The sequence below is a fragment of the Pseudomonas sp. GL_117 genome (assembly GCF_057835125.1).
Genome location: NZ_CM174418.1, coordinates 1,144,939 through 1,169,296, shown reverse-complemented (window position 1 = coordinate 1,169,296; position 24,358 = coordinate 1,144,939). Strand labels below are relative to the sequence as shown.

At 61.9% G+C, this 24,358-nt stretch carries 26 protein-coding genes; 12 read left to right on the top strand and 14 right to left on the bottom strand.

All coding sequences use genetic code 11. From position 1 onward, the window contains the following. Positions 1-35 precede the first annotated feature (35 nt). From AC3ISR_RS05145 to AC3ISR_RS05125, 5 genes are all read right to left on the bottom strand, one after another. On the bottom strand, positions 36-971 hold the full coding sequence (locus AC3ISR_RS05145; protein ID WP_463983270.1) for a glutathione S-transferase family protein: 936 nt from the start codon (positions 969-971) through the stop codon (positions 36-38). 75 nt (positions 972-1,046) lie between these two features. Next, positions 1,047-1,322, bottom strand: a complete 276-nt coding sequence (locus tag AC3ISR_RS05140; protein ID WP_192297505.1) for a GIY-YIG nuclease family protein — start codon at positions 1,320-1,322, stop codon at positions 1,047-1,049. Positions 1,323-1,359: 37 nt separating this feature from the next. Then, entirely contained in the window at positions 1,360-1,830 is a 471-nt protein-coding gene (locus AC3ISR_RS05135) for a nuclear transport factor 2 family protein (RefSeq protein WP_192297506.1), read from the bottom strand. A gap of 212 nt (positions 1,831-2,042) precedes the next feature. Continuing rightward, entirely contained in the window at positions 2,043-2,678 is a 636-nt protein-coding gene (locus AC3ISR_RS05130) for a response regulator (protein WP_192297508.1), read from the bottom strand. A 197-nt stretch (positions 2,679-2,875) separates the two neighbouring features. Continuing rightward, positions 2,876-3,727, bottom strand: a complete 852-nt coding sequence (locus AC3ISR_RS05125) for a response regulator (RefSeq protein WP_463983269.1) — start codon at positions 3,725-3,727, stop codon at positions 2,876-2,878. Between the two features lie 365 nt (positions 3,728-4,092). Between AC3ISR_RS05125 and AC3ISR_RS05120 the strand changes: the two genes are divergently transcribed. The 10 genes from AC3ISR_RS05120 to AC3ISR_RS05075 all read left to right on the top strand — a co-directional run bounded on the left by AC3ISR_RS05120 (position 4,093) and on the right by AC3ISR_RS05075 (position 13,310). After that, complete coding sequence (locus tag AC3ISR_RS05120; protein WP_463983268.1) at positions 4,093-4,725, top strand: DUF1120 domain-containing protein; 633 nt, start codon at positions 4,093-4,095, stop codon at positions 4,723-4,725. A gap of 183 nt (positions 4,726-4,908) precedes the next feature. Further along, positions 4,909-5,550: a DUF1120 domain-containing protein gene (locus AC3ISR_RS05115; protein ID WP_192297514.1), complete on the top strand. Its 642-nt coding sequence runs from the start codon at positions 4,909-4,911 to the stop codon at positions 5,548-5,550. 39 nt (positions 5,551-5,589) lie between these two features. Further along, positions 5,590-6,213 carry a DUF1120 domain-containing protein gene (locus AC3ISR_RS05110; RefSeq protein WP_192297516.1) on the top strand — a complete coding sequence of 208 codons (624 nt, stop codon included), beginning with the start codon at positions 5,590-5,592 and terminating at the stop codon, positions 6,211-6,213. Between the two features lie 38 nt (positions 6,214-6,251). Then, positions 6,252-6,875, top strand: a complete 624-nt coding sequence (locus AC3ISR_RS05105; protein WP_192297518.1) for a DUF1120 domain-containing protein — start codon at positions 6,252-6,254, stop codon at positions 6,873-6,875. Positions 6,876-6,963: 88 nt separating this feature from the next. Next, on the top strand, positions 6,964-7,593 hold the full coding sequence (locus AC3ISR_RS05100) for a DUF1120 domain-containing protein (RefSeq protein ID WP_463983267.1): 630 nt from the start codon (positions 6,964-6,966) through the stop codon (positions 7,591-7,593). A gap of 2 nt (positions 7,594-7,595) precedes the next feature. Next, positions 7,596-8,333, top strand: coding sequence for a fimbria/pilus chaperone family protein (locus tag AC3ISR_RS05095; protein ID WP_463983266.1), 738 nt, complete (start codon positions 7,596-7,598; stop codon positions 8,331-8,333). Between the two features lie 93 nt (positions 8,334-8,426). After that, entirely contained in the window at positions 8,427-10,874 is a 2,448-nt protein-coding gene (locus AC3ISR_RS05090; protein ID WP_463983265.1) for a fimbria/pilus outer membrane usher protein, read from the top strand. A gap of 11 nt (positions 10,875-10,885) precedes the next feature. Continuing rightward, a complete protein-coding gene (locus AC3ISR_RS05085; RefSeq protein WP_463983264.1) occupies positions 10,886-12,016 on the top strand; it encodes a DUF1120 domain-containing protein in 1,131 nt (376 codons plus the stop codon). Positions 12,017-12,025: 9 nt separating this feature from the next. Then, positions 12,026-12,649 (top strand): DUF1120 domain-containing protein, encoded by a 624-nt coding sequence (locus AC3ISR_RS05080; RefSeq protein ID WP_463983263.1) that lies wholly within the window; start codon positions 12,026-12,028, stop codon positions 12,647-12,649. 10 nt (positions 12,650-12,659) lie between these two features. Beyond that, positions 12,660-13,310, top strand: coding sequence for a DUF1120 domain-containing protein (locus AC3ISR_RS05075; RefSeq protein ID WP_192297528.1), 651 nt, complete (start codon positions 12,660-12,662; stop codon positions 13,308-13,310). On the opposite strand, the gene AC3ISR_RS05070 is transcribed toward AC3ISR_RS05075, so the two are convergent. From AC3ISR_RS05070 to AC3ISR_RS05050, 5 genes are all read right to left on the bottom strand, one after another. Beyond that, entirely contained in the window at positions 13,311-14,564 is a 1,254-nt protein-coding gene (locus AC3ISR_RS05070) for a CynX/NimT family MFS transporter (RefSeq protein ID WP_463983262.1), read from the bottom strand. It lies immediately after the preceding gene. 209 nt (positions 14,565-14,773) lie between these two features. Further along, positions 14,774-15,538, bottom strand: a complete 765-nt coding sequence (locus AC3ISR_RS05065) for an amino acid ABC transporter ATP-binding protein (RefSeq protein WP_003171943.1) — start codon at positions 15,536-15,538, stop codon at positions 14,774-14,776. Between the two features lie 11 nt (positions 15,539-15,549). Beyond that, a complete protein-coding gene (locus AC3ISR_RS05060) occupies positions 15,550-16,647 on the bottom strand; it encodes an amino acid ABC transporter permease (protein WP_192297532.1) in 1,098 nt (365 codons plus the stop codon). Positions 16,648-16,657: 10 nt separating this feature from the next. Then, complete coding sequence (locus AC3ISR_RS05055) at positions 16,658-17,839, bottom strand: amino acid ABC transporter permease (RefSeq protein ID WP_192297534.1); 1,182 nt, start codon at positions 17,837-17,839, stop codon at positions 16,658-16,660. A gap of 72 nt (positions 17,840-17,911) precedes the next feature. Continuing rightward, the gene (locus tag AC3ISR_RS05050) at positions 17,912-18,943 is read right to left on the bottom strand and encodes an amino acid ABC transporter substrate-binding protein (RefSeq protein WP_004371891.1); all 1,032 of its coding nucleotides are present in this window, start codon (positions 18,941-18,943) and stop codon (positions 17,912-17,914) included. A 345-nt stretch (positions 18,944-19,288) separates the two neighbouring features. Between AC3ISR_RS05050 and AC3ISR_RS05045 the strand changes: the two genes are divergently transcribed. Next, the gene (locus tag AC3ISR_RS05045) at positions 19,289-19,945 is read left to right on the top strand and encodes an alpha/beta hydrolase (RefSeq protein ID WP_226457449.1); all 657 of its coding nucleotides are present in this window, start codon (positions 19,289-19,291) and stop codon (positions 19,943-19,945) included. 102 nt (positions 19,946-20,047) lie between these two features. Next, complete coding sequence (gene rhlB, locus AC3ISR_RS05040; protein ID WP_463983261.1) at positions 20,048-21,499, top strand: ATP-dependent RNA helicase RhlB; 1,452 nt, start codon at positions 20,048-20,050, stop codon at positions 21,497-21,499. 131 nt (positions 21,500-21,630) lie between these two features. Here the strand turns inward: rhlB and moaE are convergent, their stop codons facing one another. The 4 genes from moaE to AC3ISR_RS05020 all read right to left on the bottom strand — a co-directional run bounded on the left by moaE (position 21,631) and on the right by AC3ISR_RS05020 (position 24,292). Beyond that, positions 21,631-22,080 (bottom strand): molybdopterin synthase catalytic subunit MoaE, encoded by a 450-nt coding sequence (moaE, locus tag AC3ISR_RS05035; RefSeq protein ID WP_463983260.1) that lies wholly within the window; start codon positions 22,078-22,080, stop codon positions 21,631-21,633. A gap of 2 nt (positions 22,081-22,082) precedes the next feature. Beyond that, entirely contained in the window at positions 22,083-22,325 is a 243-nt protein-coding gene (locus tag AC3ISR_RS05030) for a MoaD/ThiS family protein (protein WP_192297542.1), read from the bottom strand. Continuing rightward, positions 22,322-22,795 (bottom strand): cyclic pyranopterin monophosphate synthase MoaC, encoded by a 474-nt coding sequence (gene moaC, locus AC3ISR_RS05025; protein ID WP_017736740.1) that lies wholly within the window; start codon positions 22,793-22,795, stop codon positions 22,322-22,324. The genes AC3ISR_RS05030 and moaC overlap by 4 nt, the downstream gene beginning before the upstream one ends. A 102-nt stretch (positions 22,796-22,897) precedes the next feature. Continuing rightward, entirely contained in the window at positions 22,898-24,292 is a 1,395-nt protein-coding gene (locus AC3ISR_RS05020) for a PhoH family protein (RefSeq protein ID WP_192297545.1), read from the bottom strand. Between the last annotated feature and the right edge of the window lie 66 nt (positions 24,293-24,358).

The window sequence follows — 24,358 nt, the reverse complement described above, 5'->3', positions numbered from 1 at the left end:
AGGTTTACCTCACATCTTTTGCAAAATATTTTCAGTTATTGCGCCTGGATGCGGAAACCCAGGCGTGGGAAATGCACATGCACGGTGCCAGCGCGTTCATCGGTGCGTCGTAGGATCAGTTCTTCGCGGCCAGCGAAAAGCAGCTCACCGACGACCGGGTCGGTGCCATAGTCGGTGGCACTGATAGCCACCTGCTGACCAGCCTTGAAGCCGTTCAAGTCATCGAACTGCTCATCCGGCAGCGCGGCTGGGGTCGCGTTATGCGCAATATCCAAGGCTTGGGCGGCACTCATCTGGGTGGCCGTGCCGTGTTCGAAGCTCAGCACCCGCTCCAGCCAGGCGGCCATGGCCGGATAGGCGTCCACCAACGGCGCCGTCACCGACGAGCCTTTGAGGAACCACAACGGGTGGGCCAGGGCGATGTCGGCAATCGACGGCTCGCCAAACAGGAAATCCCCCGCCTGGTGCTGCAACTGCTGCTCGATGCGCCCGGCAATCACCGGCCATTGGTGCAGGGCCTGGTCCAACTGCACCCGGGCTGCGGTGCCGCCGCTGAACAACTTGCCGCGGTCGGCCACCAGCACCTGGAGCATCTCTGGCGGTACCTTGGCAAATTTCACTGCCAGGGATTGCGGTTGGAACACCAGCGCCACGGCGTGGGAAAACACCACCGAGTCCGCCCAGGCGGCAAAGCCCTGGGTGATGACTTCCTGGCCTTGGGGGAACAGCGTCGGGGCGGCTTTTTCCTGCTCCAGGCGACGGGCGATCAGGGCGGTGTCGCAGTAGATATCGGCCCCCACTTGCAGCACCGGCGTCTTGCGATAGCCCCCGGTGAGCGCGGTGAGGTCCGGCTTGGGCATCACCGGCGGAATCAGCACCGAGTGCCACGACAGGCCCTTGAAGCCCAGCAGCAGGCGGGCTTTTTCAGCGAAGGGGGATTGCGGGTAGTGGTGCAGGATCAGCTCAGACATACCGGGCTCCGCTCGAGAAGTGAACGCCTAGCTTAGCCTGCAAAAATGCGCAGGGGGGCGATGGGAACCCATCAGTCAAATCAATGGAGCGCTCGCCGCAAGGCACTCCTTGGCGCTCTTCTTCAATTTCTTGATCAGCCTCTCCTGGCGCAGCGCCTCGCCTTTGTTTGCGCACCTTTCGGTGTACACCAGCGCCACGGCCGGGCTGGACAGGAAAAACCGCGCGCCCTTGCCGCTCTGGTGCATGGCAAAACGGCGTACCGGGTCATTGCTGATGCCGCAATACAGCGAGCCATTCGCGGCGCGAACCAGGTAGACAAACCAGGGTTTGGGTTCAGAAGGATCAGTCACAGGTCAGTTCAGCAAAACCGGAAGAGCGCCAAGCTTATCAACGACTGGCCTGGAATGCCTTCAAACCACGCAGTGCCTGGGTACGCACGGCGTTTTTCACCAGCGGCGTCCAGCCGAGCAACAGGCCTTTGGTGCCCAGTGCCTGACGCGACCAGCGCCACAGGTCGAAACTGTCGTGGTGTTCGCAGATCTTGCCGTCGCGAAACACAAAGCGCGCCTGGATGTCGTTGACCACGGTGTTGCCGGTGGCGCTGAACAAATAGGTGGCGACCCAATGCGCGCCGCCGCTGCGGTCATCGCTGCGCACGTTGTCGAAGGTCAGCGAGAAGTCTTTGGCGCGGGTGGTGAGCATGCGCCACATATCGCCGGCATCGCGCCCACGCAGTTCGCCAAAGGCTGGGTCGCTGAACACCACATCATCGGTGTAGCAGGCGGCCATGGCTTCGGCGTCCAGGCGCTGGAATGCCTGGTAGAAACGGGTGATCAGGGCGGTGTGGGCATCACTCATGGGCAGGCTCCGTGGGAACGTCAGGGGTGCAGAACGATAATCCGCGGGACGCTGGAAAGCCATGGCTATTCGCCAGGAAAATACGGGCTGTACCGCGACGGCCATGGCGTTGCAACTCACAACAATGAACGGGCAAGCGTGAGTGCAAGTAATACAACCGAGGGCGCAGAACGTTTGTGTTCGACTTAAGTGTGCAAGTCGTTCATTAACAGTCAGGGCACCATGCCACTTTCCCGTGCATAGGCATATAAGTCCACATCAGTGGAGATGCACAGTCGCAACATCGCCGTACTTTTCTGTTTACTGATCGTGGAGATACTGCGATTCACCTGTGCAGCAATCTGGCTGACCGTCATGCCACTGGCCAGCATTCGCACCACCTCCCGTTCTTTGCCGGACAATTGCGGAGGCTGGTCGTTTTTCGCGCTGCCAGCCAGGTCCATTTGGGCACGCAGGCATTCACTGACGAAGGTGCGCCCATTGATGACCGCCTTCAAGGCCAACGGCAACTCCCTCGCCGAGGCGCTCTTGGCCACAATCGCCCGGGCACCATGGCTGAACGCCGCCCTCAGGGTGGCAACGTTGGCAAACATGGTCACCAGAATCACTGGCAACGTCGGGTATTGGCGCTGCAACAAACCCAGCAAGCCAAAGCCGTCGGCCTGCTGGTCACCCGGCATAGCGAAATCGGTAACAATCACCTCGCACGGCGTACTCGCCACCAACGCCAACAGTTGGTCAGGACCATTGGCCTCACCGACAACTTTGCACAGACCACTGGCCTCGATCACCACTTTCTGCCCAACACGAACAATCGGGTGATCGTCGGCAATAATTATCCGAAGCATCGTTCTTTCCATGATGGCAATTTGAGTATTTCAAAATACATCGACAAGACTTACACAACAACAGGCGATCTCGTACAAGTTGCGGGTCCTAACCCTTGTTCACACGGCACCAACTTACGCCTACAAAATAAAAAGAATTAACTTACAGAAACACCCTACAAACAATAATTAAAAGTCTTACATACCTATGTAAAAAATCACAAATCAGCCAAATACAGCAGGTAGCGCTCGATGTCCCCATTGAAACGCTCAAGCAACGACCTGTTCGCCGCAACACCCGTGCGTCGTACCCGCTCGATCAGATGCATCGCCCGCTGCTCAAGGCCGGTATCGCCTAAAAATGCCACACCACCGACCAGCCGATGCAAATGGTGGGTGGTCAGGGCTGCATCGAAAGCGTTTCGTGCACTATCCAGTGCCGCCAGATCGTCGTGGGCTTCTTGAATCAGGCAAAACAGCAGGGGTTCGACAACTTCCCAGAAACCGAAGGTGGCAATCAGGCTCGCCCGCGTTGGATACCTGCCGTGCAGGCGTGACAAGTTGGCCGCTCGCCTGCCCTGCTGCCGATACGTTTCAGGGGCAGGCAACCAGTACAACAGCATGTCTCGCAGTTGCCCCAGCGTGATGGGCTTGAGCATCCAGTCGTCCATGCCGCACGCCACACAGCGCTGGATCTGTGCGATGTCCAGGCAGGCGGTCAAGGCAATCACGGGAATACGCGCCGCACACGCTTCACTTTCGCGCTGGCGCAGTTCACGGGTCATGGCATAGCCATCCATTACCGGCATGCGGCAGTCGCTGATAACCAGGTGAAAGGGGCGCGTCGCCAGCGCCTCAAGGGCTTGCTGCCCATTTTCGACCGTTTCGTGAGCCACTCCCAACACTTGCAGAAATGAGCCGATCAACAAACGGTAGGCACTGTGGTCGTCTGCCAGCAACACCCGGATTGCTTGCCAATGTGGCGGCGGAGACATGGCGTTGCCTGAACCACGACCGGCACTGGTGTGCTGCATAGCTACCTCGCGCAAAACGATCAGCGCGCCGGCCATGCATGTGGCTGACGGGTGCCGACCTGACGGTCGACCTCACTCGATTTTTTCGCGCAAGGACCTGTATCACCATTCAAAGTAATGAATTGACGTGATTTACCCGCAAAAAAAATATCCGAACGAATGATTGATGGCGATACAACAACTACGACATTGCAGCTTTCCCTGCATACACGGCGTGACGTTTCAAAAAAATCCTGCCCTGATCGCGTTCTCGTAAAAGTTGCATGTTTCCTGGCCAGAGCCGGCGCTAAATTCGCCGCCGCTCTGGCCATCGAAGGCGCAGGGGGGCGAGTACTGCCACGCCCCCATCAACGCACGGCCCGAGCTCCCCCTATTCCTGTACGACACGGAGCTCACTTCACATGAAACCTCTCTTCTACCCCCTGGTCGCCACTGCCTTGCTGGCCAGTACCGCCTCGGTTTTGGCGGCCAGCAGCGTCGACCTGAACGTAACAGGCCTCATCACCCCCAGCGCCTGCACGCCAACCCTGAGCCAGGGCGGTTCCATCGATTTGGGCAAGCTGGCGGCCAAAGACCTGACTGAAGACATGGAAACCGAACTGCCGGCGATCACCCTGCAACTCAGCGTGAATTGCGAGGCCCCCGTGCTGTTTGCCCTGCAGGGCACGGACAACCGCCCCGGCACCGCCATTACCCCGGACGGTTATGGCCTGGGCCTGACCGACGCCGCCGAGAAACTGGGGGCCTTTAGGCTTGCATTGCGCAATGCCGTTGCCGACTCCACCAGGGTCACCGCCCTCCTGTCGGCGGACGACGGTGTCACTTGGCAGGAGCGGGAATACCCCAACACCTGGAATCGCACGGGGTTGGCGGCGTTCGGCAGCAATTCGGGCGGTGTCTGGACGCCCCAGGCCGCCAAGGAACTGACCAGTGACCTGGTCGTCGAGACCTACATCTCCGCCAGCCGAGACTTGACCCTGACCGACGAACAAACCATCGACGGCTCGGCCACCCTGGAAGTGCGCTACCTCTAACGCCCGCTCGGCATTCAGCCGCGCAGAGCGCTTTCGTATTAGTTGCATTTCAGCCACCCAAGTGCGGCGCTACAGTCGCCGACGCTCAGGCAATGACGGCGCGATGGGGTCCCCCCTCACAAGAATAAATATTGGGTTCCTGTCAGCGCCCTGCCCGAGCCTTGTTCCAAAGGAGTTCCATTAATGAAAGCCTTATCCACAACCCTGTTGGCCGCCACCCTGCTTGGCCTTACACCTTGCGTGCTGGCCGCCAGCGGCGTGGACCTGACACTCAAGGGCAGCATTACACCCAGTGCCTGCGTCCCCACACTGACCCAGGACGGTACGGTCGATTACGGCAAGATCGCGGCCAAGGAGTTGTCCATGAACAGCTCCACCGAACTCCCGCCTGCCAACCTGCAACTGAGCGTGAACTGTGAGGCCCCAACCCTGTTTGCGCTGAACGGCAAGGACAACCGCTTTGGTACAGCCCACTACTCCGCCTTGAACTGGGCCTACGGCCTGGGCTTGATCAACGGCACCGAAAAGTTGGGCAGCTACGGCATTGACGTGCTCAACCCTGTTTCGGACGTTGTGCTGTACCCGCTGTTTTCCTTCAACAACGGCCAAAGCTGGTTGATGAACCCCTCGGGCAGCTACATGTCGCACAGCGCCTTGAATGCCTTCACTGACATCCCCGGCAGCGGGCCTCACTTTCCGGCCGCCCTGCGCAACATCACCGTCGACCTGCGCATCTCCACCGACATCGCGCCAGCCAGGACCCTGACCCTGACCGAGGAAGTGCCGTTGGATGGCAGTGCCTCGCTGGACCTGCTGTACCTCTGACCACCGTCCCCAAACGCCCACCCACAAGGACTTGTGCCCATGGATAAAACCCCCTCCGCCGCCCTCGCGCTCCTGCTGGCGGCCTGCACACCCGGCGCCATCGCCGCCAGCAATACGGACCTGAGCGTCACCGGGATCATCACCCCGGCGTCGTGCACACCCAGCCTGTCCGACGGCGGCGTAGTCGATCACGGCAAATTGACCGCCAGGGACCTGGAACTGGACAAGCCCACCAGTCTGCAAACCGGCGAAATGCGCCTGCACGTGCAGTGCGAGGGGGCGACATTCTTCACCCTGACCACCTTGGACAACCGCGCCGGCAGCTCGGCAATCAACCCGGCGCATCATGGGCTGGGCATCATCAACGATGACCAGAAACTCGGCAGCGTGGCGCTCGGCCTATTTGACCCGGTGGCCGACAGCCAGCCGGTGCAAGCCATCCTCTCCCGAGACGGCGGTGCCACCTGGTATCCCTCTTCATACCTGGGGCACGCCGGCTTGACGTCGTTTGCGACGCCAAGCGATCCCTACACACCAATCGCCTTGCAAGAGCTGAGCGCTCGCCTGCGCGCCTTCACCATGATCGTGCCCGCCACCGACCTGACCTTGCTCGACGAGGTGCCGATCGACGGCCAGGCCACGCTGCAACTCAAATATTGGTAACCCTCGCTTTCCCTTAACCTCTACTCAGGAGCTCAACCATGAACACCGCGTTCAAATCCCTAACCGCCGTCCTTCTGTTCGCTGGCAGCACCAGTGCCTTCGCCGCGTCCAGCGTCGACTTGACCGTCAAGGGCCTGATCACCCCAAGTGCCTGCACCCCCGCCCTGTCCAACAGCGGTTCAGTCGACTACGGCAAGATTTCGGCCAAAGACCTGAACATCGACCAGGTGACCCCACTCGACGAGCAAACCGTGCAGCTCACCGTCACCTGCGATGCTGCGACGCTGATGGCGCTGGACGCCAACGACAACCGCGCCGGCTCGAACTACGGTGGCAACACCGCGGAGTTCGGCCTGGGCCTGATCAACGGTACGGAAAAGCTCGGCGCCATGAACCTGAGCTTGAACGCGCCCGTCGCCGATGGCGTGGCTGGCCGTCCGATCGCCTCTGCCGATGGCGGGGTCACCTGGCTCAGCGAACGCAATCTGACACCTGCCAACCTGGTGTCGGTGGCCGACGCCACGGTCGACGCGCCAATCCCTGTGCAGGTGCTGACTTCGGACCTGATTGTCAGCCCCAAAATCGCCCCATCCAGTCAATTGACGCTGACCAACGAAGCCGCCATTGACGGCTCGGTCACCGTAACCGTGCGCTACTTGTAAGCACACCTTGAAGCGTGTGGCGTCAGGCACCCCGCCTGGCGCCGTCTCGCATTGAAACGATGAAACAGGCAACCGGTGAACCTCTTCCATGAAGCACACCCTTCCACGCCTTCTCTCCATGCTTTTCCTGCTGAGTAGCGGGCCTTCGGCCCTGGCTGCATCCAGTGTCGAGCTGAACATCACGGGCCTGATCACCCCCAGCGCCTGCAACGCCACATTGTCTGCCAACGGCATCGTCGACCACGGCATGGTCCCGGCACGCACACTCAACCAGTTCGAATTCAGTGCGTTGCCCACCCAGTCCCTGGACTTGACGGTGAGCTGTAACGAACCGGTGCTGTACGTACTGGTGGGCCTGGACAATCGCGCCGACTCCTCCCTGGGCCCCGGTTTTTACTATGGCCTGGGGAATAACGTGCATGTCCCTTCCGAGCGACTGGGTACGGTCTCCCTGGCGTTTCGCGAAGTGATGGGCGACGGCCAGCGTGCATTGGTGCTGGCCTCCAGCAACCAGGGGCTGACCTGGTTCCCGGAAACCAACGCCTACCCGGACAACTTCATGGGTTTTGCCCACCCGGGCACCCTGGTGCCGGAGCCCCACCGCCTGCTCACCGCCACCCTGCAAATCAACACGTCCATCAATGCGGCCGCCTACCTGACCCTGAAGCAGGAAGTGCCGCTGGACGGTTCTATCGTGCTTGACCTGAGGTATTTGTAGCCATGACGTCCCTGCCCCTTCTAACCCGCGCCTTTGTCTGTGTGCGCTACGCCGGGGTCTACCTCGGCGCACTCGCCTTGTCGCTCGCCGGCCCCGCGCTTGTTCTCGCCGATGGCATGGTGCCCGACACCTCGGTGGTGATCGTCAACGAAGCCGACGGCGAAACCTCGGTCACCGTGACCAATACCGATGACAAGTTGGCCCTGTTGCATGTGACCCTGGAAGACATTCCCGAAGACAAGGCGACCTTGCTGTTCGTGACTCCCCCGCTGGCCCGGGTCGAGCCAGGCAAAAGCCAGCTCATCCGTTTCATTCTGCAGGCGCCTGAACCCTTGGCCACCCAACGCCTCAAGCGGGTGATCTTCGAGGGCATGCCCCAAGGCCGTTCGGCAGCGCAGGCCGGGCATGCGCGCGTCGGCGTGACGGTACGCCAGAACCTACCCGTGATCCTGCACCCCAAGGGCCTGGCGCCCAATCGCACCCCCTGGACCGGGCTTGAGTGGCGCTTGAGCCACGACCAATTGAGCGTGAGCAACCCCACGCCCTACGTGGTGCGCCTGGCCCAGGAACTGCGGCTGCTGCCCGGAAACGGTTCGGCGTTGCTGCCGCGTACTTATGTGCTGCCGGGCGAAACCCTGAAGATGACGGCCAGCGGCACTGGCGCCAGTCGCATTCAGCTGCAACCGGCCACGGTCTATGGCTTTGCGGTAGCGCCCTACGAAGCACCGATCTCCCTATAAAAAAGAGTGGCCTGCCAACGCCACCAGAAGGCCTGACTGAACCGCAGAGTCGGCGGGCCATCCACAGTTGAGTATGACCTTGTGAGCACAGCAATGACTGACCGCTACGGCGGAGCCGTGCCCGGCGTTTCACCGCGCCGCGCACACACACTAGTGGCGGGGCTGGCGCTGGCCCTGGGCGGCACCCTGCCGTCCGAGGCACCGCTGGCGGACACCCTGATCGCCGGTTCCTTCGACCCCCAGACGCTGTCCCGACGCGGCATCGACCCGGATCTGGCCAACCTGCTGCTGCAAGCTCCACGCTTCGCGGCTGGCCGGCATGCCGTGAACCTGAGCGTCAACGGCCAGCGCCGGGGCCGGGTGGATGTGACCTTCGACCGCGACGCAGCGCTCTGTTTCAACCAGGCCCTGCTGGATGCGGGTAACTTGCAGGAGCCCGAAAACAACGACGCTGCAACCTGCCACCGATTCACCGAGCGCTACCCGCAAACCGTGATCGAGCAGGACCCCGCCAGCCTGAGCCTGGCCCTGGTGGTGCCGACCGAGGCCCTGCGCCCGGCCCGGCAGGACATTACCGGCTACCAGACCGGTGGTTTCGCCGGCCTGCTCAACTACGACCTGACCGGGCTCTACAACGAGTTCGGCGATACCACCAGCCGCTTCGGCTCGGCCAACACCGAAGTGGGCTTCAATGCCGGCGACTGGATCGTGCGCAGCCGCCAGGTCAAGACCTGGCAAGACAGCCGCTCGCGCACCACCCACCTGGACGCCTACGCCCAGCGTACCTTCGCCGCGCAACAGGCGGTGTTGCAGGCCGGGCAGATCAGCCTTTACAACCCGGTCCTGGCCGGTACACAGATCACTGGCGCGCAAGTGCTGACCGAAACCGCGCTGCAAGACCAGAACCAGGGCGCGACCATCACCGGCATCGCCAACAGCCCGGCGCAGGTGGAGGTGCGCCAGAACGGCGCGCTGATCCACTCCAGCGTGGTGCCGGCGGGGCCGTTCGCCCTGACCGATGTGCGCCGCTTGAACGGTCGCTCCGACGTGGAAGTCACCGTCAAGGAAACCACCGGCGAAGAGCGCCGCTTTACCGTCCCTGCCGCCATGCTTGGCCTGGGCCTGCCGGCGCCGGGTTATTCGGTGGCCGCCGGGCGCGTGCGGCAGATCGGCGAAAGCCAAGGCAAGGAGCCCTGGGTCGTCAGTGCCGGCTGGAGCGGTGCCGTACATCCACAGGTCAGTGTGGGCGGTGGGGCGCTGGTGGCGGATGCTTATCGGGCGGCGGGCTTCAACCTGGGGTGGCTGCCCTGGCAGGACAGCCAACTGCAATTCTCCGCACAGGGTGCCGAAGCCAGCCGCGAGGGGCGTGATCGCGGGGTGCAGACCGACCTGTCCTGGTCCCAGCGGTTGAGCGCCAGTTGGTCGGTCACCGGCGCAGGGTCCTGGCGCTCCCAGGGCTATCGCGACCTGGAAGACTCCACCTACGTCGGCAACAGCCGCGACCAGCAACGTTCACGTTATCGCGACCAGCAAAGCCTCACCGCGTCCTGGGCGCACCCGGCCCTGGGGGCGTTCAGTGCAGGCGTCTCGCGTACGGCGTCCTACAACGGCGAAAGCAGCAGCCGCGCATTGGCAGCCTGGGGCACCAGCTTTGGTCGGGTATCGGTCTCGGCCAGCGCCGAATGGCAGGTCGGTGGTCGTCAGCAGAACGACAACAGCCTCTACCTGAACATCAGCCTGCCCTTCGGTGAAAACCGCCGCGCCCGCACCTGGGCCCGCAAGACCGGCAGTGAGCATCGCCTGGGCGCCGGCTTGAACGAGCAACTCAACGATCAACTCAGCTACCGGGTCGGCGTGGAACGCGACAGCCGCGACCGCGAGGTGGAGTCGTCATTCGGCGTGTCGGCCCTGCCGTGGTACAGCCAGCTGGATTTCAACTACACCCGCAGCGAAGACGAGCGTTCCAGCTATCAAGGTGGAGCCCGCGGCGGCGTGGTACTGCACGGCGACGGCGTGACGTTCTCGCCCTACCCGGTGCGCGACACCTTTGCGGTGATGTCCGTGGGGGAAATGGCCGGGATCAAAGTCAGCACCCCAAGCGGCCCGGTCTGGACCGACTGGCAAGGCCAGGCGGTGGTGCCGCAACTGAGCGCCTATGGCCGCAGCCCGGTGGAAGTGCAGACCCGTTCATTGCCGCGCAATGCCGACATCCACAACGGCCTGGCGGTGATTTCCGCCGGGCGCGGGGCGGTGGACAAGGTGCAATTCGGCGTGGCGCTCACCCGCCGTGCGCTGTTGAACGTCACGACCGATCGCGGCCAGCCGCTGCCACGCGGTGCAACTGTCAGCACCGCCGAGGGTGAATTCGTGACCCTGGTGCAGGAAGGCAGCCAAGTGTTCCTGCCCGACGTGCTCGACCCGCGCGCCCTGTGGGTCAAGGCGCCGGGGCAGCCACGTTGTCGCCTGGATTTTGCCCTGCCGGAAGACGCCGACCCCGAGGTGTACTTCGAAACCGCACCAGCCCGGTGCCATCAGCCATGAGGACGTTGACCATGGGTCTGAAACACACGCTGTATCCCTTGAGCTTGCTGCTGTTGGGCTCCCAGGCCTGGGCCGCGCAGGAGTGCCAGTTGAACCTCAGCCAGGCACAGCTGGACTTTGGCCTGATGAACCGCGCCGTACCGTTGCTGGCCGCCACCGAACGGTTGCTGGGGGAGCGGCGGCTCAGCCTGACGCTGAACTGCCCGCAGCCCACCGACATGAGCCTGTTTTATCGCAGCCTGGGCGCGGACACCGAGCGTTTTCGGTTTACCGAGCACGGCAGCTATGGCCTGCGCGTCAGCGAAGCGCTGCTTGACGGCCAACCCGTGGAGCTCGGACTGATCGCAGGCCAGGGGCAAGCGCCGGCGATTGTCGGCACTCAACTGGCCTGGCAACCGGGCCATGGACTCGTGCCGATACGCGGCGGTGTCGCAGTCACCGGGCACAACCTGTCATTGCAGATCGACGCCAGCGCCTGGGCCGATGAAAGCGCCACGCGCGTGCGCGATGCGGTTACCTGGGACACCGCAGGGCTGTTTGACGCCCTCGCTGCCGGTCGCTCACGGGAACTGCGCCTGCAAGCACGCTTTGCGCCGGCGGCCTGCACGCCCACGCTGTCCAATGGTGGGCATGTGGAACTGGGCAAGCTCTCGGTCAGCGATCTGAATATCAACAAGGAAACGCCCCTGGCGCCACGCCCGCTGTCACTCAGCGTGACCTGCGATGCGCCCACCGCCTTCGCCGTCCGCATGCAGGACAACCGCCAGGGCTCGGCAACCGGCACGGGCGACCAATCGGTTTACGGGCTCGGCCTGGACGCCCGCCAACAGAAGATCGGCCGCTATCGGTTGCTGTTCGATCCGACACACATCATCGCCGACAGCTTCTCCCAGGTGTTCAGCACCGACTCCGCCACCGCGGGCCTGCCCTGGAGCAGTGCCAGCAGCCGCATCGCGGCGGTCAGCGCCAATCGCTACCTGGGTTTCAGCGCCACGTCCGGCAGCACGGGTGGCCCCACCGCCATTCAAAACCTCAACGCCACGCTGAACCTCGAAGCGGTCATTGCGCCTCTGGGCTCGCTGGATTTGGGCAATGAGGTACGGCTCGATGGTTCGGGCACCCTCGAAATCACCTACCTATAGGAGCACTCCATGAAACCCTTTCTGATGACCCTGATCACCACGCTAGGACTGGCCACCATGGCGCCGGCCCACGCGGCCTCCAGCGTCGACCTGAGTGTCAGCGGCCTGATCACCCCTAGCGCCTGTGAGCCCAGCCTGTCCAACGGCGGGATATATGACTTGGGCAAGATTGCCGCCAAAGACCTGAATGTCGATCAGCCCACCAAGTTGGCTGAGCACACCCTGCAACTGTCGATCACCTGCGAGGCATTGACCTTGCTGGCGCTGAAGCCCAGGGACAACCGCCTCGATTCCGCGGGTGCAGTGGGGACGACGCGATTCGGCCTGGGGATGGCCAACGAGAGCGTAGCGCTTGGCTACATGCATCTGAACCTCGGCTCGATCGTGGCTGATGGCGTCGGTATGTACCCCATCGGCTCCAGCGGCCCATCCACCTGGGCGCCGACGAGTATGTTGTCGCATTACTTTCTGTCCTCGTTTTCCCTTAACAGAAACCCAATGGTGCCGGCTCCGGTGAAACAACTCACGGCCGCTGTACTGATCTCCCCGAACATCGCCCCGAGTAACACGCTGCCGTTGACCGAAGAAATCCCCATCGACGGTTCCGTCACCCTGTCCATGAACTATTTGTAGGAGACCGATCATGAAAACGTTACTGATCCCTCTGGCGACCTGTGCATGGTTGGCCAGCATCGGAGCAGCCCAGGCCGCGTCCACCGTCGAACTGACCGTCGGTGGCCTGATCACGCCCATGGCGTGTACCCCCGTATTGTCCGGTGGCGGGCTGATCGACTTCGGCAAGATCTCCCAACAAGACCTCAATCAGGCCACGGGGACGCGGCTGCCGCTCAAGTCACTGACCTTGACCGTCAGTTGCAATGCCCCAGGCCGCTACGCCCTGCGCATGCGCGATAACCGCGACGGCAGCGCCCACGTCAACAGCGAGATCTACTACGGCCTGGGGCTGGACAGCGCAGGCAACAAAATTGGCGTGTATTCGGTGAAGTTCGACCCCAGGCAGACCGTGGCCGACGCGTTGCCCGTGGCCTATGGCACTGAGTCCACCACCGGCGGCCTGGCGTGGCGCACGTCCAACCTCAATCCCATCGACGTCGGTTCGCGCAGCTTGCTGGGCTTTACCGATGTGGCGGGCAGCACCGCAGGGCCCTCGGCGATCCAGAACCTGACAAGCACCCTGACCCTGGAGGCAGTGATCAACGCCAAGCAGAACCTTGAACTGAGTGTGGAGACGCCCATGGACGGCTCCGCGACGCTGGAGGTGGTTTACCTGTAATCAGACCTTCTCGCTGGTTACCCCGACGTACAGCGCGCGGCCGGCACCGCACCCGGTGACGATCGCGCCCACGCCGATCACGGCAAATACCCAACCCGTGGCGCCCCAGCCGCCGGTCCAGTCATGCAACACGCCCACCGCCAGCGGCCCCATGGACGCCAGGGTGTAACCGAACCCCTGGGCCATGCTCGACAGGTTGGCCGCCACATGGGAGTCCCGTGAGCGCAGCACGATCAGGGTCAGCGCCAGGCTGAACGTGCCGCCCTGGCCCAGGCCCAACAGGATCGCCCAGCCCCACAGGCCGTCAAGCGGCGCATACAGACAGCCGAACAGGCCGCCAAGGGTCAGGACCATCACCACCACGATTGCCAGGCGCTGGTCCTTGCCACGCGTGGCCAGCCACGGCGCGGCGAGGGAGCTGATCAATTGCACGATGATCGAACCCGATAGCGCCAACCCGGCCTCGGTGGCACTCAGGCCACGGCCGATCAGAATCGACGGCAACCAGCCAAACACGATGTAGGCCAGGGACGATTGCAGGCCCATGTACAAGGTCACTTGCCAGGCCAGCGGGTCGCGCAGCAACCCTTTCACGCGGTACGCCACCTGATGGGCGCCAGGCTTGTGCCCGACCTGCGGCAACCAGACCAGCGCTGCCACCAGCGCCGGCAGCAGCCAGAAACCCAAACCGATGTTCCAGCTGTCGCCAAAGTGCTGGCTGAGCGGCACCGCGGCGCCGGCCGCCAGCGCGGCACCCAGGCACAGCGCCATGGTGTAGACGCCGGTCATGGCCCCGGCCTGTCTGGCGAAATCACGCTTGACGATACCGGGCAGCAACACGCCGATAATGCCGATGCTGGCACCGGCCATCAGGCTACCGGCGAACAGCCCGACTTCGCCGAATGAACTGCGCAGCAGGATGCCGGCGGCCAGTGTCAGCAAAATCCCCAACACCACGCGCTCGGCGCCAAAGCGACGGGCCAGGATCGGTGCCATCGGCGCAAACAAGCCCAGGCACAACACCGGCAAGGTGGTCAGCAGACCGGCCCTGGCCGCCGACAAGCCGAGGCTGGCCGAAACCTCGCTGAGCAGCGGCGCCATGCTCGACAGCGCCGGGCGCAGGTTCAGCGCCACCAACACCAGGCCCAGCAGCAACAGCCATGGGCGGCTCACTACCGGCACGCTGTGTTGCACCACTTCGTCGTCGGCTTCGGCGTCGATCAACAGTTCTTCAAGCTTGGGTTCAGGGTTCATTGAGCAACTGCCGGCAGAGGGATGGGCGCTTGCCCTGATCACCTATTGAAAAGTCCCACAGCCTATTCGGACGCACCTACAAGAGCAACGCACTAGCGTTCTTATGAACGATATGAAGAGGCTTGCGCTGCTGGCGGCTCAAGCCTCCTGACAACCCGCAGGCAAAAATAAACCCGGCGCCGGGCCGGGTTTATTTGTTCAAGCATCGATCAATGCAGGATCTGGCTCAAGAACAGCTTGGTCCGGTCGTTCTGCGGGTTGTCGAAGAAGTCATTCGGCGCCGCCTGTTCGACGATCTCGCCCTTGTCCATGAAGATCACGCGGTTGGCCACGGTGCGTGCAAAGCCCATTTCGTGGGTTACGCACAACATGGTCATGCCGTCTTCGGCCAGGCCGATCATGGTGTCCAGCACCTCTTTCACCATTTCCGGGTCGAGTGCCGAAGTCGGCTCATCGAACAGCATGATTTTCGGTTTCATGCACAACGCACGGGCGATCGCCACGCGCTGTTGCTGGCCGCCAGACAGCTGGCCCGGGAACTTGTGGGCCTGCTCCGGGATGCGCACGCGCTCCAGGTAGTGCATGGCAATTTCTTCGGCCTTGCGCTTGGGCATCTTGCGCACCCACATCGGCGCCAGCGTGCAGTTCTGCAGGATGGTCAGGTGCGGGAACAGGTTGAAGTGCTGGAACACCATGCCGACTTCACGGCGGATCGCTTCGATCTGCTTGAGGTCGTTGGTCAGTTCCACGCCATCGACCACGATGCGGCCTTGCTGGTGTTCTTCCAGACGGTTGAGGCAGCGGATGGTGGTGGACTTGCCCGAACCCGACGGGCCGCACAGCACGATACGCTCGCCCTGCTTGACGTTGAGGTTGATGTCTTTCAACACGTGGAACTGGCCGTACCACTTGTTGACGCCCTGCATCTGAATAATGCCTTCAGGGCTCACAGGCTGTTTGATCGCTTCGCTCATAACATCAACTCCTAACGCTTGTGGCCTGTGTCGAGCTTGTGTTCCAAATGAATGGAATAGCGCGACATACCAAAACAGAAAATCCAGAACACCAGGGCTGCGAACACGTAGCCTTCGGTCGCCATGCCCAACCATTTCGGGTCGGCGGCGGCTTGCTTGACGCTGTTGAGCAGGTCGAACAGGCCGATGATGATCACCAGGCTAGTGTCCTTGAACAGCGCGATAAACGTATTGACGATGCCGGGAATCACCAGCTTCAGGGCTTGCGGCAGAATCACCAGGCCCATGCTGCGCCAGTACCCCAGGCCCATCGCCGCGGCCGCTTCGTATTGGCCCTTGGGAATCGCCTGCAAGCCACCGCGCACCACTTCGGCCACGTAGGCCGACTGGAACAGGATCACGCCGATCAACGCCCGCAGCAGTTTGTCGATGCCCATGCCTTCAGGCAGGAACAACGGCAGCATCACCGAAGACATGAACAGCACAGTGATCAACGGCACGCCGCGCCAGAATTCGATGAAGGTCACGCAGACCACACGAATCGCCGGCATGTTCGAACGCCGCCCCAGCGCCAGCACAATCCCCAGCGGCAACGCGCCGGCGATACCGACGGTGGCGATCACCAGGGTCAGCATCAGGCCGCCCCATTGGCTGGTCGCCACGTTGGTCAGGCCGAAGATGCCACCGTGCAACAGGAAGTAGGCAATGATCGGGTACAGCACCAGGAAGCCCAGGCCATAGACCGCCTTGCGCGCAAAGCGCGAGATGAACAACGGCGCCACGCCGACGATGGCCAGCCACACGGTCAGGTCCACGCGCCAGCGCAGGTCGCCGGGGTAGTAGCCGTACATGAACTGCCCGAAGCGCTGCTGGATGAACACCCAGCACGCGCCTTCCTTGGTGCAATCGGCACGGGTGGTGCCAACCCAGTTGGCGTCGAGGATTGCCCAGTGCAGGATCGGCGGCACCACCAGGTAGACCAGGTAGAACGCCAGCAACGTCAGCAGGGTGTTGAGCCAACTGGAAAACAGATTGGCGCGCATCCATGCCACCGGGCCGAAGACTTTGCTCGGCGGCGGCATATCAGGTTTGAAAGTATGCGTACTCATGCAGGTTTCCTCACCGCTCGATCAGCGCAATGCGCTTGTTGTACCAGTTCATCAGCAGGGAAATGCTGATGCTGATCGCCAGGTACACGCTCATGGTGATGGCAATGACTTCGATGGCCTGGCCGGTCTGGTTGAGCACCGTGCCGGCAAACAGCGAGACCATTTCCGGGTAACCGATACCGGCGGCCAGCGACGAGTTCTTCGCCAGGTTCAGGTATTGGCTGGTCAGCGGCGGAATGATCACCCGCAGGGCCTGCGGGATGATGACTTTGCGCAGCGTCGGCCCGGGGCGCAGGCCCAGGGAGCGCGCGGCTTCGGTCTGGCCGTGGCTGACGGACTTGATGCCCGAACGCACGATCTCGGCGATAAACGCCGCGGTGTAGACAGTCAGCGCCAGGGTCAACGCCAGCAGTTCGGGAATCAGGACCCAGCCGCCGACAAAGTTGAAGCCCTGCAACTTCGGCATTTCCCAGTGCAGCGGCGCACCGAAGATCAACGCGCACAACGCCGGGATCACGATGAACAGCGCCAGGCCCGCCCAGAATTTGTGGAACGGTTCGCCGGTCGCTTCAAAGCGCTTGTTGGCCCAACGCGTCATCAGCACGATGGCCACGATGGCAACCACGATGCTCACCACAAACGGCCAGAAACCGTCGGCGGCAATCGCTGCCGGCATATTCAGGCCACGGCTGCTGACAAAGAAGGTATCGCCGAAGTTATGACTGTTGCGCGGCCCCGGCATGGTCAGGAACACCGCGAAGTACCAGAACAGGATTTGCAGCAGTGGCGGGATGTTGCGGAACACTTCCACATACACGGTCGCCAGCTTGTTGATCATCCAGTTCGGCGACAGACGCGCCACGCCGATGATGAAACCGAGCAGGGTCGCCAGGATCACGCCGATCACGGTGACCAGCAGGGTGTTGAGCAGGCCGATCACAAAGACCCGGGCATAGCTGTCCGATTCGGTGTAATCGATCAAGTGCTGCGCGATGCCGAAGCCGGCACTGCGTTCAAGAAAGTCGAAACCCGAGGTAATGCCCCGGTGCTGAAGGTTGGTCTGGGTATTGTTGAAGAGGTACCAGCCCAGCGAGACCACCGCCACAATCGTGATGATCTGGAAGAGCCACGCACGCACTTTGGGATCGCTGAAGCTGAGCTTCTGCTTTGGTGCGCCGATTTGATTTTGCATGAAGTGCCCCGGAAATAATGGAACAGAACATCACCCGGCGGTTGGCCCACCGGGTGACAGAACCATCAGCGATCAGCGCACAGGTGGTGCGTATTGAATGCCGCCGTTGTTCCACAGCGCGTTCAGGCCACGGTCGATTTCCAGCGGGGTGCTCTTGCCCAGGTTGCGCTCGAACACTTCACCGTAGTTACCGACCTGCTTGACGATCTGTACAACCCAGTCTTTCTTCACTTTCAGGTCTTTGCCGTATTCGCCGTCAGCACCGAGCAGACGCGCGACGTCCGGGTTCTTGGTGGACTTGGCTTCAGCTTCAACGTTTTTCGAAGTGATACCGGCTTCTTCAGCGTTGAGCATGGCGTAGCCAACCCAGCGCACGATGGCCAGCCACTCGTCGTCGCCGTTACGCACGACCGGGCCCAGCGGTTCTTTGGAAATGGTTTCCGGCAGAACCACGTAGTCCTTCGGCGAGGCCAGCTTGCTGCGCTGGGCGAACAGTTGGGACTTGTCCGAGGTCAGCACGTCGCAACGCCCGGATTCCAGCGACTTGGCGCTTTCATCGGAGGTGTCGAAGGTGATCGGGGTGTATTTCAGGCCGTTGCCACGGAAGTAGTCGGAAACGTTCAGCTCGGTGGTGGTACCGGCCTGGATGCAGATGGTTGCACCGTCCAGTTCCTTGGCGCTCTTCACGCCCAGCTTGTTGTTTACCAGGAAGCCGATGCCATCGTAGTAGGTGATGAAGCCCGGGAATTTCAGGCCCATACCGGCGTCACGGGAGCTGGTCATGGTGGTGTTGCGGGACAGGATGTCGACTTCGCCGGACTGAAGCGCGGTGAAACGCTCCTTGGCGTTCAACTGGCTGAATTTGACCTTGGTCGCATCGCCGAACACGGCAGCGGCAACAGCACGGCACACGTCAGCGTCGATCCCGAGGATCTTGCCGCTGGCATCCGGCACCGAGAAACCCGGCAGGCCGTCACTCACGCCACATTGCACAAAGCCTTTCTTCTGCACGGCATCCAGGGTGGCGCCGGCTTGGGCGAAACCACTGACACCCAATACGGCCGCCGCAGTCACGATGGCCAGGGTGGATTTCAATACCTTCATTCAAACCTCCAGTTGCTCTTGTTGTGTCGGAGCTCGAACCCCACCGCACCCTTTTGAGGCGACATCGACCCGTGTTGGCTTTTTTTGGGGTCAAACGGCATGAGGCTGTCGCTGTAAGTCCAGTTGCTATCCCAGAGGCGGTTGTCACTGATAGTGTTACCGCCAGGGGAGAGACCTGACATCGGTTTCTCCATAGCAAGCGCCGTACCAGACTGCTCGCTGAGTCGTTTCAGCCCACGGTCAATAGAAAAAGATTCAACCTTGCGACATTCTCTTAACAGATCAACCTGTCGCGCACCGTTCCGTCGCACCCAATCGGAGCGCGCGCACATATATGGAGCAGACATGACCGACCCCTTGATTCTTCAGCCCGCCAAGCCCGCAGACGCCTGCGTAATCTGGTTGCATGGCCTGGGTGCCGATCGCTACGACTTCCTGCCGGTGGCCGAAGCACTGCAAGAAAACCTGCCGACCACCCGTTTCGTTTTGCCCCAGGCGCCGACCCGCCCTGTCACCATCAACGGTGGCTACGAGATGCCCAGTTGGTACGACATCAAGGCCATGAGCCCGGCCCGTTCGATCAGCCTGGAAGAACTGGAAGAGTCGGCCCGGATGGTCACCGATTTGATCAAGGAGCAAAAAAGCAGCGGAATAGACGCCTCGCGGATTTTCCTCGCCGGTTTTTCCCAGGGCGGCGCAGTGGTTTTCCACACCGCGTTTACCAAATGGCAGGGAGCCCTGGGTGGTGTGATCGCCCTCTCCACGTACGCGCCGACCTTCAGCGACGAGCTGGAATTGTCCGCCAGCCAGCAACGTATTCCAGCCCTGTGCCTGCACGGCCAGTACGACGACGTGGTACAGAACGCCATGGGGCGTAGCGCCTACGAGCATTTGAAGACCCGTGGTGTCACCGTGACATGGCAGGAATACCCAATGGGCCACGAAGTGTTACCCGAAGAGATCCGTGACATCGGCACCTGGCTGACCGCCCGCCTGGGTTGAAACCCGGCGTTTATGTAGCCGTATGACAGACGCACTACGCCGCGCCCGTTTCTTGCATTACACTGGCCGGCGTACATTCCTTAACCAATTAATGAGATCACCGTGCTCGAAGCACTCAAGAAGATGTTCGGCAAAAGCGAGGCCGAGCCGCTCGCGCCTGTTCCCAGTGCTCCTGTCCCGACTGCCGGCAGCCGCAATGACGGTAAACAGCCAGAGCGGCCTGCGCCTGTCGCCCAGCCGACGACGCCTACGGTGACCACGCCTGAACCGGCTAAAGAAGCGGCACCGGCCCCCAAGCCTCGCCGCGAACGCGCGCCCAAGCCGCCGGTCATTCCCTGGAAACTCGAAGACTTCGTCGTCGAACCCCAGGAAGGCAAGACCCGCTTCCACGACTTCAAACTCGCCCCGGAACTGATGCACGCCATCCAGGACCTGGGTTTCCCGTACTGCACGCCGATCCAGGCACAGGTGCTGGGCTTCACCCTGGCGGGCAAAGACGCCATCGGCCGCGCCCAGACCGGCACCGGCAAGACCGCCGCGTTCCTGATCTCGATCATCACCCAGCTGCTGCAGACGCCGCCGCCGAAAGAGCGCTACATGGGTGAACCGCGCGCGCTGATCATCGCCCCGACCCGCGAGCTGGTGGTGCAGATCGCCAAGGACGCCGCCGACCTGACCAAGTACACCGGTCTCAACGTCATGACGTTCGTCGGTGGCATGGACTTCGACAAGCAGCTCAAGCACCTCGAAGCCCGTCACTGCGACATCCTGGTCGCCACCCCCGGCCGCCTGCTGGACTTCAACCAGCGCGGCGACGTGCACCTGGACATGGTCGAAGTGATGGTGCTGGACGAAGCCGACCGCATGCTCGACATGGGCTTTATCCCGCAAGTACGCCAGATCATTCGCCAGACCCCGCCGAAATCCGAGCGCCAGACCCTGCTGTTCTCCGCGACCTTCACCGAAGACGTGATGAACCTCGCCAAGCAGTGGACCACCGAGCCGTCCATCGTCGAGATCGAAGCGGAAAACGTCGCCAGCGAAAACGTCGAGCAACACATCTACGCCGTGGCCGGTGCCGACAAGTACAAGCTGCTCTACAACCTGGTCAACGACAACGGGTGGGAGCGCGTGATGGTGTTCGCCAACCGCAAGGACGAAGTGCGCCGCATCGAAGAGCGCCTGGTGCGGGATGGTGTCAACGCCGCGCAACTGTCCGGTGACGTGCCGCAGCACAAGCGCATCAAGACCCTGGAAGGTTTCCGCGAAGGCAAGATCCGCGTGCTGGTGGCCACCGACGTGGCCGGCCGTGGGATTCACATTGATGGCATCAGCCACGTGATCAACTTCACCCTGCCGGAAGTGCCGGATGACTATGTGCACCGTATTGGTCGTACTGGCCGTGCGGGGGCTGCGGGTGTGTCGATCAGTTTTGCCGGGGAAGATGACTCGTATCAGTTGCCGTCGATCGAGGCACTGCTGGGCCGCAAGATCAGTTGCGAGACGCCGCCGACGCATTTGTTGCGCCCGGTAGAACGCAAACGCCCTGCTTAAAGCTGAAATGCGGTAAAAAAATGTGGGAGCGGGCTTGCTCGCGAATGCGGTGTATCAGTCATGCATGTATCGACTGACACTCCGCATTCGCGAGCAAGCCCGCTCCCACATTGGGTTTTGTGTTCGACCCGCTATTTCCAGCGGTCCGCGGCGGCGTGATCGCTACTGCGCCCTTCCACCCAGCGCGGCCCCTCACTGGTATTTTCCTTCTTCCAGAACGGCGCCCGCGTCTTCAAGTAATCCATCACAAACGCACAGGCATCAAACGCCGCCTGGCGATGCGCGCTCGCGGCCGCCACGAACACAATCGGCTCTCCCGGCTCCAACGCGCCGACGCGGTGCAACACTTCCAACTTGAGCAACGGCCAGCGGTGCTCGGCCTCCACGGCGATCTTGGCCAGAGCTTTCTCGGTCATGCCGGGGTAGTGCTCCAGGAACATCCCCGCCACCTCCAGACCGTCGTTGAAGTCGCGCACGTAGCCGACAAAACTCACCACCGCACCTACGCCCACGTTGGCCGCATGCATGGCGTTGACCTCGGCGCCCGGATCGAACGCCTGGACCTGCACTCGAATGGCCATGCTCAGCCTCCGGTCACCGGCGGAAAGAACGCAACCTCATCGCCAGCCTTCAACGGCTCGTCGAGGCCACACAGTTCCTCGTTGCGCGCACACATCAGGCTGGTTTCGTTGAGCACGTCAAAACCTGGATCGGCGGCCAACGCCAAACGCACCGCGTCGACAGTGGCGAACTCGCCTTCCATTTCCAGCGAGTCCAAGCCAATCACTTCGCTGTAACGCGCAAAAAACAATACGTTGATGCTCATGCCTGGTCCGCCTTGAAATGCCCGCTCTTGCCGCCCAGCTTTTCCAGCAGGCGAATGCTTTCGATGGTCATGCCACGGTCCACGGCCTTGCACATGTCGTAGATGGTCAGGGCCGCGACGCTGGCGGCGGTGAGGGCTTCCATCTCCACGCCGGTCTGGCCGGAGAGTTTGCAGCGCGCCAGGATGTGCACCGAGTCTGCGCCGTCGGCGCTCAGTTCGACCTTGACGCCCGTCAACATCAGCGGGTGGCACAACGGGATCAGATCACTGGTTTTTTTCGCCGCCTGGATCCCGGCGATGCGGGCCACGGCAAACACGTCGCCCTTGGGATGGGCGCCGTCGACAATCATTTGCAGGGTCTCGGGCAGCATGCGCACCCGGGCTTCGGCCACCGCTTCACGGAACGTCACGGACTTGTCGGTAACGTCGACCATGTGGGCGCGACCTTGGGAATCGAGATGAGTCAGCACGGGGCCTCCTTGAGGCAGAAAAAAAGCTACAAGCTCCAAGCTGCAAGTGAAAAGTCACTCGATCCACTTGCAGCTTGCGGCTTGCAGCTTAAAGCTTCCTCCTCAGAGATGCGACTCGGCGTATTCAGCCAGAATCGAGCGTGGAACCCCTTGCAGCGCAATATGCACGCCGTTCGGGAAGTCCTTGAAGCGTTCCGTCAGGTAGGTCAGCCCGGAGCTGGTCGCGGACAGGTAAGGAGTGTCGATCTGTGCCAGGTTGCCCAGGCACACCACTTTGGAACCGGCGCCGGCACGGGTGATGATGGTTTTCATCTGGTGCGGCGTGAGGTTCTGGCATTCATCGATCAAGATCAGGCTTTGCTGGAAGCTGCGACCCCGGATGTAGTTGAGGGATTTGAACTGCAACGGCACTTTGCTGAGGATGTAGTCGACGCTGCCATGGGTGTTTTCGTCATCCATGTGCAAGGCTTCGAGGTTGTCGGTGATCGCCCCCAGCCACGGCTCCATTTTTTCCGCTTCGGTGCCCGGCAGGAAACCGATTTCCTGATCCAGGCCCTGCACGCTGCGGGTGGCGATGATGCGGCGATAGCGCTTGGTCACCATGGTCTGCTCGATGGCGGCGGCCAGGGCGAGAATGGTTTTGCCGGAACCGGCGGCGCCCGTCAGGTTGACCAGGTGGATGTCCGGGTCGAGCAGCGCGTACAGCGCCAGGCTCTGGTAGATGTCACGCGGTTTCAGGCCCCAGGCTTCCTGGTGCAACAGGGGTTCCTGATGCAGGTCGAGAATCAGCAGCTTGTCGACCTGGATCTCTTTGATCCAGCCCACAAAGCCCTGTTCGTCGACGATGAATTCATTGATATGCACGGCCGGCAGGTTGTCGATCAGTTGCACCTGGTGCCAGGTGCGGCCATGGTCCTGGCGGGTTTCAACCTTGCTGACGCGGTCCCAGAACGAACCGGTCATCATGTGATAACCACGGGACAGCATCGATACGTCGTCGACCAGTTGGTCGGTGCTGTAGTCCTCGGCCGCGATCCCACACGCACGGGCCTTGAGGCGCATGTTGATGTCTTTGGTCACCAGCACCACGCGCAGGTCCTTGTCACGCGCGTGCAGGTCGATCAATTGGTTGATGATCTTGTTGTCGTTGAGGTTTTCCGGCAGCAGGCTGTTGGGTTCGCGGCCCTTGCTCATCAGGATCGACAGCAAGCCCTTGGGCCCGCTCTTGCCGCGCTGGATCGGCACGCCGACTTCAACGTCCTCAGGAGAGGCCTCGCCCAAGGTCTTGTCGATCAGGCGAATGGCCTGGCGGCATTCGGCCGCAACGCTGTGGTGCCCGCTTTTGAGTTTGTCGAGTTCCTCAAGCACGATCATCGGGATGGCGACGTGGTGTTCTTCAAAGTTGAGCAGTGCGTTTGGATCGTGGATCAATACGTTGGTATCAAGCACATAAAGGATTGGCTGGTCGGAAGAAGGGGTGCGTCCGTGATCATCCATACTCGGTCACCTTTTGTGGGAGCCAGTCGACGCAATACCTAAGCGGTGCTGCGCCTCGATTCGACC